The sequence below is a fragment of the Pseudomonas sp. CH235 genome (genome assembly GCF_004368175.1).
Lineage (GTDB): Bacteria > Pseudomonadota > Gammaproteobacteria > Pseudomonadales > Pseudomonadaceae > Aquipseudomonas > Aquipseudomonas paraglycinae.
Window position 1 is genome coordinate 41,146 of record NZ_RRZJ01000038.1, and the last position, 11,269, is coordinate 52,414.

10 protein-coding genes are annotated in these 11,269 nt (G+C 60.9%); 3 read left to right on the plus strand and 7 right to left on the minus strand.

The genetic code is table 11. From position 1 onward, the window contains the following. Window positions 1-2 precede the first annotated feature (2 nt). From EIY71_RS26095 to EIY71_RS26105, 3 genes are read right to left on the minus strand one after another with little or no spacing between them, the layout of a single operon-like run. Complete coding sequence (locus EIY71_RS26095) at window positions 3-263, minus strand: phosphopantetheine-binding protein (RefSeq protein WP_007952344.1); 261 nt, start codon at window positions 261-263, stop codon at window positions 3-5. Beyond that, complete coding sequence (locus EIY71_RS26100) at window positions 244-1,053, minus strand: 1-acyl-sn-glycerol-3-phosphate acyltransferase (RefSeq protein ID WP_085746441.1); 810 nt, start codon at window positions 1,051-1,053, stop codon at window positions 244-246. The genes EIY71_RS26095 and EIY71_RS26100 overlap by 20 nt, the downstream gene beginning before the upstream one ends. Beyond that, window positions 1,029-1,754 carry a beta-ketoacyl synthase chain length factor gene (locus EIY71_RS26105; RefSeq protein WP_134023654.1) on the minus strand — a complete coding sequence of 242 codons (726 nt, stop codon included), beginning with the start codon at window positions 1,752-1,754 and terminating at the stop codon, window positions 1,029-1,031. Before EIY71_RS26105 ends, EIY71_RS26100 begins: the two co-directional genes overlap by 25 nt. A 369-nt stretch (window positions 1,755-2,123) precedes the next feature. Between EIY71_RS26105 and EIY71_RS26110 the strand changes: the two genes are divergently transcribed. Next, a complete protein-coding gene (locus EIY71_RS26110; protein WP_007952339.1) occupies window positions 2,124-2,894 on the plus strand; it encodes a ParA family protein in 771 nt (256 codons plus the stop codon). Window positions 2,895-2,901: 7 nt separating this feature from the next. On the opposite strand, the gene trxC is transcribed toward EIY71_RS26110, so the two are convergent. Continuing rightward, window positions 2,902-3,336 carry a thioredoxin TrxC gene (gene trxC, locus EIY71_RS26115; protein WP_134023656.1) on the minus strand — a complete coding sequence of 145 codons (435 nt, stop codon included), beginning with the start codon at window positions 3,334-3,336 and terminating at the stop codon, window positions 2,902-2,904. Window positions 3,337-3,530: 194 nt separating this feature from the next. Between trxC and EIY71_RS26120 the strand changes: the two genes are divergently transcribed. Then, entirely contained in the window at window positions 3,531-3,827 is a 297-nt protein-coding gene (locus EIY71_RS26120) for a type II toxin-antitoxin system HigB family toxin (protein ID WP_102718314.1), read from the plus strand. Continuing rightward, window positions 3,824-4,225, plus strand: a complete 402-nt coding sequence (locus tag EIY71_RS26125; protein WP_039766491.1) for a type II toxin-antitoxin system HigA family antitoxin — start codon at window positions 3,824-3,826, stop codon at window positions 4,223-4,225. Before EIY71_RS26120 ends, EIY71_RS26125 begins: the two co-directional genes overlap by 4 nt. Window positions 4,226-4,357: 132 nt before the next feature. Here EIY71_RS26125 and selO read toward each other — a convergent pair whose 3' ends face one another. From selO to EIY71_RS26140, 3 genes are read right to left on the minus strand one after another with little or no spacing between them, the layout of a single operon-like run. Then, window positions 4,358-5,821: a protein adenylyltransferase SelO gene (selO, locus tag EIY71_RS26130; protein WP_064382865.1), complete on the minus strand. Its 1,464-nt coding sequence runs from the start codon at window positions 5,819-5,821 to the stop codon at window positions 4,358-4,360. A 48-nt stretch (window positions 5,822-5,869) separates the two neighbouring features. After that, window positions 5,870-9,223: a mechanosensitive channel MscK gene (mscK, locus tag EIY71_RS26135; protein ID WP_085746445.1), complete on the minus strand. Its 3,354-nt coding sequence runs from the start codon at window positions 9,221-9,223 to the stop codon at window positions 5,870-5,872. A 34-nt stretch (window positions 9,224-9,257) separates the two neighbouring features. Then, window positions 9,258-11,000, minus strand: a complete 1,743-nt coding sequence (locus tag EIY71_RS26140) for a potassium/proton antiporter (RefSeq protein WP_085667701.1) — start codon at window positions 10,998-11,000, stop codon at window positions 9,258-9,260. Window positions 11,001-11,269: the final 269 nt, after the last annotated feature.

Sequence of the window (11,269 nt, forward strand, 5' to 3'; positions counted from 1 at the left end):
TCTCAAGCTGCCTGTTTTGCCGTGACGAACGCCGCAAGGCTCGCCACGTTGGAGAAATGGTTACGGGTGTCCTTGGCGTCGGCGTCGATCTTGATGCCGTACTTTTTCTGGATCGCCAGGCCGAGCTCCAGGGCGTCGACGGAATCCAGGCCCAGGCCTTCGCCGAACAGCGTCTGGTCGTCGCCGATGTCCTCTGCGCTGATGTCTTCGAGGCCCAGGGCGTCGATGATCAGCTCTTTGATGTCACGGTTTAGATCGCTCATCTTCGGCGAGCTCCTTGATAAAGAATTGGTGCAAATAGTCGTTGAGCTTGCGCGAAGCCTGGGGCGCTGGCCCCTGCGCGGCGAAAGTCTGTGGGTCTATATCGGCCCCGACGTGAAAACTGAAGTGCACGCGGCGACTCGGAATGCGATACCAGGGCTCGGCCTTGGTCAGGGTGGTCGGACTGACCTTGATGACCACCGGGGTGAGGATTTTCGCACCGCGCAGCGCGATGGCCGCCGCGCCCCGATGAAAGGCTGGCGCCTGACCTGGCTGGGTGCGGGTGCCTTCGGGAAAAATGATCAGGGTCTGCCCGCTCTGCAAGGCACCGGCGGCGGCGTCGAGCATGTCCATGCTGCCGTCGTTGCTGATGTATTCGGTGCTGCGCAGCGGGCCGCGAGTGAAGGGGTTTTCCCACAGGCTTTTCTTCACCACGCAGTTGGCACCGCGCACCAGACCGATGAGAAACACTACGTCGATCAGTGAAGGGTGGTTGGCGATAATCATCTGCCCCGGACGGCCGAGGCGTTCGGCGCCCTGAATGTCATAGGTCAGCACGCCGGTACGGGCCATGAACCGGACAAAAAACCAGAACAGCCGGCTGACGGTCTGGCGTGCCCGTTCGCGATGCGTAATGGCATCGCCTGGCAGACAACCGAGCAATGGAAATACCAGCAGGCGCAGGCACAGACCACCGAGCCCGAACAGGGCGAAGCTGGTGGCAGTGGCCAGCAGACGCCAGTAATAGGCGTCGCGGTTTTTTCCGATCACGGGTTGCGTTGCCAGGTCCATAGACGAGTCTTCCAGGCATGTTGGCAATGGGGTTGCTGACCGAGCAGGGTTCGCAGCAGATTCAGTGCGTGGGGCCACTGCGTTTTTGACCGTGCTTCGGGGGCGCTGTTCAGGGTCAGCCGCCAGTCGGTACCGGGGGTGAGCAACAGCCCGACCGCGTAGGGAAACGGTACGTCGTCGATCCACGTCGAATAGGCTTCGGGCGGCTGTTCCTCGGTGATCACCAGCAGCACCGCCGGGGCGCCTTCGTTCAGCAACGTGGCCGCTTCGAGCATGCCGTGTTCGAGGCCGTCGCCAGCCGCAGCGAGCGCGGTCATTTCGCTGGTCTCGTCGCGCATGATCGACCACAGGCCGATGATCGCGTTGTGCACCGACAGGCTGAACTGGGTCGGCGACAGCGGCTGTTCGTTGGCCAGATCGCTGAGGATTTCAAAGGTGCGCGGGGTTTCGCCGTGCCGGGAGACGAACACCAGCGGCAGGTTTTCCCGACCGTCGGCCAGCGGCCAGCCGACACTGAACGCCATCCGCGCCAGACGGCTGAGACGACGGCGCTGCATGGCCGGCAGAAACGAAACATCGGGTGCGGCATCGCTGCTTTCGAGCACGACCGGTTGTCGGCTCCAGGCTTGCCAGGCTTCCACACTGTCGAGCCCGGGAGCCCAGGCGCGCCATTGGGCGATGTTGAAGTTGATCACGGACATTTATCCCGCCCCTGCGGGCTGAGTTGACGCGGTTTCGCCAACGTCGCCGCTGAGCTGATTTAGCCTGAAATGGCATGGCGCGTGGCGCCGGGTGGCGCGCATTATCCCGGTGCGACGAGTGTGTAGCAAATGCTGGTTACATTTTGAACGACGAAATGAACCGAATGGTACGCGGCAAGAGCTATCACTTGGCCATTATCCAGATTGTCGGGTGTCTGTCTGTCAGGCGAATCGGCGATCATCGGGTGTTTTTGCGCCGTATTCATTGGGATATTGGCGCCCGACTCTGTAGTCCGTGCCCATCGAGGTAGCGAACCGGCACCGGGCACCACTACACTCGGTCATTCTTTGATACACGGAGGTTTTGTCATGCGGCGCGTGGTGTTCAATCAGAAAGGTGGCGTGGGCAAATCCAGCATTGCCTGCAATCTGGCGGCGGTAAGCGCCAGCGAGGGTTATCGCACGCTGTTGGTCGACCTCGATGCCCAGGCCAATTCCACTCAGTATCTGACCGGGCTCACGGGTGATGACATTCCGATGGGCATTGCCGATTTCTTCAAGCAGACCCTGTCTTCCGGGCCGTTCTCGAAAAAGAATCAGGCGGATATCTACGAAACGCCCTTCGACAACCTGCACATCATCACCGCCACTGCCGAACTGGCTGACCTGCAGCCCAAGCTTGAGGCCAAGCACAAGATCAACAAGCTGCGAAAGCTGCTCGACGAGTTGTCGGAAGATTACGACCGGATCTATCTGGATACGCCACCGGCGCTGAATTTCTACGCGGTCTCGGCACTGATTGCCGCCGATCGGGTTTTGATTCCCTTTGACTGCGACAGCTTCTCGCGTCAGGCCCTGTACGGTCTGATCGCCGAGATCGACGAGTTGAAGGAAGACCACAACGAAGGCCTGGAAGTCGAAGGCATTGTGGTCAACCAGTTCCAGGCCCGGGCCAGCCTGCCGCAGCAGATCCTCGACGAACTGATCGCCGAGGGCCTGCCGGTGCTGCCGGTCTACCTCGCCAGTTCAGTGCGCATGCGCGAATCGCATCAAGCCAACACGCCGCTGATCCACCTCGACCCACGGCACAAGCTGACGCAACAGTTCGTCGAACTGCATAACCTGCTCGAAGACGCCTGAAGCCTTGTCAGATGCCCTGGCTGCGCAGCCAGGCCATCAACTGCGACAACGGGAAGGCCCCACTCTGACGGGCGACTTCCCGGCCGTTGCGGAACAGAATCAGGCTCGGAATCGAACGAATCCCCAGCTGCGCCGACAACTGCTGATTGGCCTCGCTGTCCAGCTTGGCCAGCCGGCACTTGCCCGCCAACTGCGCAGCCGCCTGCTCGAACACCGGCGCAAACGACTTGCACGGCCCGCACCAGTCCGCCCACACGTCCACCAGCAACGGCAGATCCCCCTTGATCTGACTGGCGTAATCGCCTTGCTTGAGCTCGAACGGCTTGTTCAACAGCACCTCGGACTTGCAGCGCCCGCACTTCGGGTGATCGTTGAGGCGCTCGGCGGGGATGCGGTTGAGGCCGTTGCAGGAGGGGCAGGGGATGAGGAGTGGGTCGGTCATGATCGGAATCCGGTGGAGAGCTGATAACTCCTAGTTGGAGACGTTTGCTCATATTTTCAATCGTGCAGTGTTTGGCTGTGAGCCTAGGCTGAGATGAACCGGCTGAGTCCGTTGGTCTGCTCGGCTGTATCGCAACTTGCGATAATTTTGATCTGTGATTAACTCCCCATAGCAGAATGCGATAAGGATGTTGCATGCATGTCATCACCGGAAAACGAATACGAGAAGCGAAGGCCAAATGGCCTAACGCAGCTACAGCACTGGACCACTGGCTGGAAGTGGCGAAAGGGAGCAAATCGCCAGATTTTGCGGCGCTGAAGGCCTTGTTTCCAGCTGTCGACAAAGTGGGTGATTTTCATGTTTTCGATATTGGCGGTAACAAGCTCAGGTTGATCGCCTATGTCAGATTTCGACCTCAAAAGTTGTACATCAGACATGTGTTGGATCATCGCGAATATGACCGCGGTAAATGGAAGGAGGCTAAGGCATGAGTGTTCTGATCAAAAAAGCCGCTGAGCACTGGGAGTTCGTTTCGCCCTTGTTGCGCAAGCCGAAAAGCGAAGACGACTACGACAGGCTCGTTCAAGCCCTTGACGAGCTGCTCGAAATGACGGGTGATGATGAGTCTCATCCTTTAATGAGTCTGGTGGATATCATCGGTGACTGGATTGAAGAATGGGATCGCGTGCATCACCCGACGCCTAAACCGCCCGGTTTTGAAGTTTTGGGATATTTGATGCGTGAGCATGGTTTGACCCAGAGCGATTTGCCGGGTGTGGGCACTCAGTCTGTTGTTTCGGAAATCCTCAGTGGAAAGCGCCAGTTGAATCTGCGGCAGGTCCGCTGGCTGGCCGAGCACTTCAAGCTACCTGTGGACGTGTTTATCTGAAAGGAAACCAGTGTGTTCAGAGTCGTGGCCTTTGCACTCTGAGCATGTCGCGCGGCTTTTTCAGCCGGCGCTGTCATCTAGCAGGTTGCCTGACGGGAGGGTGCACGGCTCCAAGACAGGAGACCGTGCGCTTCATGAGGAACAACTGATCTCCAAATGCTTGCCCCACTCCGGCGGCCGTTCCGCGTAACTCTCCATTCCAGGTTGTTCCTCGAATGGATTGCTCAACACCGCGTGCAATCGGCGCACTTCGGAATAGTCACCCTGCTCGGCAGCATCAATCGCCTTCTGCGCCAGATAGTTGCGCAGGATGTACAGCGGATTCACCGCATGCATGCGCGCACGGCGCTGTTCCTGATCGGTCGCGCCATCGCGTGCGACGCGGGCGACATAGCGCTCGCCCCAGGCATCGAAACCCTTGATATCGACGAAGTCATCGCGCAGGCGAGCGACGGCCTGTTCGGCTGACTCTTCGCCCAGGCGGCGGAAGAACAGCGTGTAATCGACGCCGCTGTTCTGCATCAGTTGCAGCAGTTGTTCCAGCAGTTGCTGGTCGTCGTCCTCGGCGGTGGTGAAGCCGAAGCGGCGGCGCATCAGGTCGAGGTAGTGCGCCTGGAACAGCGGCAGGTACAAACCGAGGGTTTCGCGCAGGGCTTCAACGCTGATGAACGGCGTCAGGGCCTGGGCCAGGGCGCTGAGATTCCACTGGCCGACCGGCACCTGATTGCTGAAGGAGTAGCGGCCCTGGTCGTCGGAGTGGTTGCAGATGAAGTTCGCATCGAAATCGTCGAGGAAGGCGAACGGGCCGAAGTCGAAGGTGATGCCGAGGATCGACATGTTGTCGGTGTTCATCACGCCGTGGCAGAAACCGTAGGCCTGCCATTTGGCGATCAGTTCGGCGTTGCGCTCGACGATCTCGCGGAACATCGCCAGATACGGCTCCGGCTGTTCCAGGCATTCGGGGTAGTGCATCGCCAACACGTGTTCGCCGAGCAGCTTCTGCTGCTCGGGACGTTTGGTGTAATAGAAATATTCGAAATGGCCGAAACGGATGTGGCTCGGCGCCAGGCGCAGCACCATCGCGGCGCGTTCCTGTTTCTCACGCCAGACCGGGGTGTCGGAGCCGATCACGCAGGCGGCGCGTGAAGACGGGATGTTCAGCGCGTGCAGCGCTTCGGAAGCGAGAAACTCGCGGATCGACGAGCGCAGCACCGCGCGGCCGTCGCCCATGCGCGAGAACGGCGTCTGCCCGGCGCCCTTCAGATGCAGGTCCCAGTGCTCACCGGCGGCGTTGTAGACCTCGCCCAGCAACAATCCGCGCCCATCGCCCAATTGCGGGGTGTAGCCGCCGAACTGATGTCCGGAATAGACCATCGCCCGCGGCTCGGCGTCGGCCCACAGCTTGTGGCCGCCGAACAGTTCGGCAAATTCCTGGGTGTCGGCCACTGCCGGGTCCAGATCCAGCAGCGCCAGGGCCGCAGGGCTGGCCACGACCAGTCGCGGATTGTCGATCGGTTCGGGCAGCACGTGGGCCGAGAACGCATCGCCCAGGCGGGCGAAGCGGTTGTCGAAGGTCAGTTCGTCGAGGGCTTTCAAGGGCCGGCTCCAGCAGAATGTCCGAGCATTCTGCTGGGAATGGCCGGGTTAGTCGAGTTTGGCCGGCGGCGGTTCCTGCAACGGTTTCTGGTCGTCGCTGACAGGCACGATGGTTTTGGTTTCCGGCTCGATCGGCACCATCTTGTATTCCTGACCGTGGAGGTTCTTCAGGTAAACCTCCATCTGGCGGAACGAAATGTTGATGTGCTGCTTCTTGAACTCGCGGTTGATGAAGCGGTTGACCTCATCGAGTACCGGGTTGCGGTCGCCGAGATCGCGCACATGCATGCGCAGTTCGTGGTCGAGGGTGCTTTCGCCGAAATTGAGGAAGTACACATGCGGCTCGGGTTCCTTGAGCACGCGCGGGTTTTCCCGGGCGGCCTTGAGCAGCAGTTCCTTGACCAGATCCAGATCCGAACCGTAATCGACGCCCAGTTTCAGGGTCACCCGGGTGATGGTGTCGGTCAGCGACCAGTTGATCAGTTGCCCGGTAATGAACGTCTTGTTCGGGACAATGATGTCCTTGCGGTCGAAGTCGGTGATGGTCGTGGCGCGGATGCGGATCTTGCTCACCGTGCCCGACAGGTTGCCGATGGTGATGGTGTCGCCGATCCGCACCGGGCGCTCGAACAGGATCATGATGCCGGAGATGAAGTTCGCGAAAATCTCCTGCATGCCGAAACCGAGGCCGACCGACAGCGCCGCCACCAGCCATTGCAACTTGTCCCAGCTCACGCCGAGGGTCGACAGGGTCGAGACGAAACCGACCCCGGCGATCACGTAGGACAACAGCGTCGTGGTCGCGTACGCACTGCCCTGGGCCAGATTGAGTTTCGACAGTACGAACACTTCAAGCAGGCCCGGCAAGTTGCGGGCGAGGGCAAAGGTGATGCCGATGATGATCAGCGCGCCGAGCATGTCGCCGATGCTGATCGGCACCATGCTCATATTGGCGCCGGTGCCGCTGGTGTATTCGTAGAGGGTGATGTTGTCGAGGTACGAAAACACCGTGATCAGGTCGGCCCAGACCCAGTACAGCGCGGCGATGAAGCCGCCGAGCAGTGCCAGACGGATCAGGCGCAGAGACTGTTCGTTGACCTTTTCGATGTCCAGGGTCGGCTCTTCGATCACTGCTTCGCCGTCGCCGGCTTCTTTCGCGGCCTGACGTTTGGCCAGGGCGCGCTGGTAGGCCAGACGGCGTGCCGCAACCGCGAGGCCACGGACGAACGTGGCTTCGATCACCAGCCAGAACATCAGCAGGTACAACGTGTTGATCAAGCGGTCGCTGAGCTTCAGCGCGGTGTAGTAGTAGCCGAAGCACACGGCGACGAACAGCGCGATAGGCAGCAGGGTGAACATCACGCCCACGGCCTTGCGGAACAGCGAGGCGTTTTCGTGGGTCGGGCTGCTGATCAGCAGACGGCTGAGCAGCCACGCCATCAGGGCGTAGCAGGTCAGCACCACCGGCATGCCCAGTACATCGTCGGCCAGCGCCGCCGGTTGCAGTTCGGCAACCGCCACCACGGCCACCAATGCCATGACCACCAGTCCGAGGCGACGGACCCAGCCTTGCAGGAATTCGACCTGCGGCTTTTCCCAGCGGAAGTGCAATTCGGCCACGCCACCCGGCGCGAGGATCCGGTAAGCGGTGTAGAACACCAGCCACGCCTGGGCCATTTGCAGCAGCGCCGCGCCCATGTTGGCGTTCTGCCCACGGGCGTCGATCTGCAACGCCAGCCCGCACAGGGCCAAGCCCAGCGCGACTGGCATCGCCAGCAGAATATTGATCAGGATCGCCTGTGGCGTATGCCACTGGCTGTCACGCTTGAAGTGGCCGATATCCTGGTGAACCTTGTTCAGGCGCGAATACAGTTGCTTGCGGCGCCACAGCAGCGCGCCGATCAGCAGTGCCAGCGGCAGGAACAACAGCGGTCGCTGGGTCAGGCCGTCGGTCAGTTCGCTGAAGCTCGAGGCCAGCGGCAACGTGTCGATCTGACGCTTCAGGCGCTCCGGCACGCCGCGCATCCATTCGGTGTCCAGCGGCTTGTTGCTCGGAATCCAGAACATCTGCTCGTCGAGGGTCGCGCGCAGGCTTTGCGCAGTGCTCAGCAATTGTTTCTGGTTCAGTTGCAGGGTGATCGATTCGTTGAGCATCGCGCTCAACTCGCGACTCAGCCGTTCCAGCAGATCGACGCGAGTGTTGGCCAGCTCCAGCAGACTTTTGCGCAGTTGCGGCGTGACTTGCTCCGGCGGCTGGGTGGACAGCAGGTTGTCGACGTAGGTCGCCGGATTGCTCAGCTGTTCGCGCTGCTGGTTGATTTCGAACTGGTACAGGCGAATGTCGGCGATCTGGTCCGCCAGGTCGCGGTCGACCTTGAGGCGCGGCAGCGCCTGTTTCTGTTTATAGAGAATCTTCGACAGCAGAAGGCTGCCCTTGAGCACGTTGATCTGCTCGTCGAGGGCCGAATCGCTCTGGGTCACGCTGTCCAGCTGCTGCTTGGTCTGCAGGTTCTGTTGGGTCAGTTCGTTGAGGCGGTCGGTGCTTTTGAGCAGGTAGTCGGAGAGCTTGAGGTTGGCCGCGCTTTCCGTGGCGAGCAGGGCGCTGCTGCCGGACTTCTGGGCCTCGATCGACTGCTGCGTCACGGTTTCCTGCGACAGGGTCAGACGTTTCTGGTTGATCAGGGTTTGCAGTTCCTGGATCTCGCGGTCCAGACGGTCGGACTTTTCCGAAAGCAGGTCATGCTGGCTGTTGCCCAGATCCTGCAATTGGTTGTTGCCGGCCAGTTCCTGACGGCGCAGCGGGATCAGCGCGTTCAGGGCGGCCAGCTCGGCGTTGAGCAGGTCGCGCTGCTCGGCGCTGACGGTTTTGCCGGCGTCCTTGCCGGTCTTGAGGATGTTATTGATCTGCTGGATGCGCGTCTGGCTGCTGGAAATCTCGGCCTGGGCACGCTCGGGGCGGGTCTGGGCGGTGATGATCAGGCTGTTGGCGTCGGCCAGGGCCTTTTGCAGATCGCTTTGCTGGGTCGAGCGCTCGGTGAGCATCTGCTCCAGCTGCTGGATGTTTTCCTTCGGGAAGCGCTGCGCCACCGGCACCACGGCGCTGGCCTTGAGGCGGGTCAGTTCGCGCGAATTCTCGATGGTCTGCTTCGGCGCAGTGGCCAGTTGCTGCTTGAGGTCAATCAGCTTCTGTTCATAGTCACGCCGGTTGTTGAGCTGATTCAGCGTGTTTTGCAGGACCGTTTGCAGGGCCTTCTTGTCGGCCTCGGGCAGTTTGCTGTCGGTGAGCTTGTCCAGGCTGGCCTGCACGGCGTCGCTGGACGGCGGTTCTGCGGCCTGCAGCGGGCCGACAGTAAGACTCAGGCCCAGCAGGGCCGCGAGGAAAAAGGAGCGCAGGGTAGGCATAGAGACCGGTCAAGCAAGTGAGAGTGAACGCAGTTTAGAGGAAGAGCCCGGGGCCCGGGCGACTTCCTTCGGGGAATCTGACGCCCACTTTGGCGATCTTGTTCCCGTCCATGACCGCAACCGTCCAGTGGGTGTTGTTCCATTCCACCTGGTCGCCAACGATCGGTGCACCGCCGACTTTCTGGGCAATGAAGTGGCCCAGGGTCATGTCCGGATCGATGCCTTCGGCGGGCAGGCCGTACAGGGCGGCAACCGCTTTGAGCTGGGCGTCTCCTTCGAGTACGAAGTCGCCGAAGAAGCGCAGATCGAGGCCGCGTTGCGGTGCCTGGCTGAACAGTTTTCCGAGGGCCGGAAGGTTGTGTTCATGGCCGATAACACACAGTAAATCATCGACTTCCAGCACCGTACTACCCGACGGATGGAGCAGTTGCTGACCACGAAACAGGGCGGCGATACGCGTGCCTTCGGGCATTTTCAGCTCACGCAGCGGTGAACCGATGCACCATTTTTCCGCGCCGAGCTTGTAGACGAATAGCTCCCACTCGCTGGTGACGTGGACTTCGAGCGCTGCCCGCGAAATCGGCGCCGGCTCCGGCGGTACCGTCACCTTGAGCAGCTTGGCCACCCACGGCAGGCTCGTGCCCTGCACCAGCAGCGACACCAGCACGATAAAGAACGCGAGGTTGAAGTACAGCTGCGCATTTGGCAGCCCGGCCATCAGCGGGAATACCGCCAGAATGATCGGTACCGCGCCGCGCAGACCGACCCAGGAAATGAACGCCTTTTCGCGGCCATGGAAGGCCTTGAACGGCAGCAGCCCGACCAGCACCGACAGCGGCCGCGCGAACAGAATCATCCACAGCGCCAGACCCAGCGCCGGCAAGGCGATCGGCAGCAGATCATGCGGAGTGACCAGCAGCCCCAGCACCAGGAACATGCCGATCTGCGCCAGCCACGCCATGCCGTCGAGCATGTGCAGAATGCCGTGACGGCTGCGCACCGGCCGGTTGCCGATCACCAGACCGCACAGGTACACGGCGAGGAAGCCGCTGCCGTGCAGGGCGTTGGTCAGGGCGAACACCACCAGACCGCCGGCGATCACCAGAATCGGATACAGACCGGCCGCCAGATTGATCCGGTTGACCAGTTGCAGCATCAGCCAGCCACCGCCCAGACCGATCACACCGCCAATGCCGAACTCGCGGATCAGGTGGGTCAGCAGGCTCCAGTGCAGGCCGGTCTGGCCGCTGGCGAGCATGTCGATCAGGGTCACGGTGAGGAACACTGCCATCGGGTCGTTACTGCCGGATTCGATTTCCAGGCTGGCGGTCACCCGTTCGTTCAGGCCCTTGCCGCCAAGCAGCGAGAACACCGCCGCGGCATCCGTGGAACCGACGATTGCGCCGATCAGCAGGCCTTGAATAAGGTTGAGATCGAACAACCACGCGGCGGCCATGCCGGTGAGGCCGGTGGTGATGAGTACCCCGACCGTCGCCAGCGACAAAGCCGGCCATAGGGCCACGCGGAAACTGGACACCCGGGTGCGCAAGCCGCCGTCGAGCAGGATCACCGCCAGCGCGAGGTTGCCGACCAGATAGGCCGTCGGGTAGTTATCGAAAATGATGCCGCCGCCATCGACCCCGGCAGTCATGCCGACCGCGAGGATGATCACCAGAATCGGGATGCCGAGACGGGAAGACAGGGAGCTGACAAGAATGCTTGCGCCTACCAGCAACGCGCCGATCAAGAACAGGCTGTTGATGGTCGTCGCATTCAAAGGCAGTACTCCAGAAGCGGAAAGACGGGCACAAACTGACCATGCAGTCTGCGTGCCAGCGATTCTAACCTGTTGAAATGTGATGCTGTCAAAAAGCTTTTTCAGCGGGGGATTCGGGATTTGGGTTCGGCTTGCGATTGCTGCCCTCACTGTAGAGACCGGTACATCCTTTACACATTAGACCGGGGACATCGTTTACACCTTTTACAGGCTTGATACGCGGTTGGCACCGCGCTCAAGCCTGCCTAAACAGAAGTTGCAAAGGTACA

Excerpts from the sequence above, each read along its gene's own strand:
- EIY71_RS26095 (WP_007952344.1), bottom strand. The coding sequence starts at position 263 with ATGAGCGATCTAAACCGTGACATCAAAGAGCTGATCATCGACGCCCTG.
- EIY71_RS26100 (WP_085746441.1), bottom strand. The coding sequence starts at position 1,053 with ATGGACCTGGCAACGCAACCCGTGATCGGAAAAAACCGCGACGCCTAT.
- EIY71_RS26105 (WP_134023654.1), bottom strand. The coding sequence starts at position 1,754 with ATGTCCGTGATCAACTTCAACATCGCCCAATGGCGCGCCTGGGCTCCC.
- EIY71_RS26110 (WP_007952339.1), top strand. The coding sequence starts at position 2,124 with ATGCGGCGCGTGGTGTTCAATCAGAAAGGTGGCGTGGGCAAATCCAGC.
- trxC (WP_134023656.1), bottom strand. The coding sequence starts at position 3,336 with ATGACCGACCCACTCCTCATCCCCTGCCCCTCCTGCAACGGCCTCAAC.
- EIY71_RS26120 (WP_102718314.1), top strand. The coding sequence starts at position 3,531 with ATGCATGTCATCACCGGAAAACGAATACGAGAAGCGAAGGCCAAATGG.
- EIY71_RS26125 (WP_039766491.1), top strand. The coding sequence starts at position 3,824 with ATGAGTGTTCTGATCAAAAAAGCCGCTGAGCACTGGGAGTTCGTTTCG.
- mscK (WP_085746445.1), bottom strand. The coding sequence starts at position 9,223 with ATGCCTACCCTGCGCTCCTTTTTCCTCGCGGCCCTGCTGGGCCTGAGT.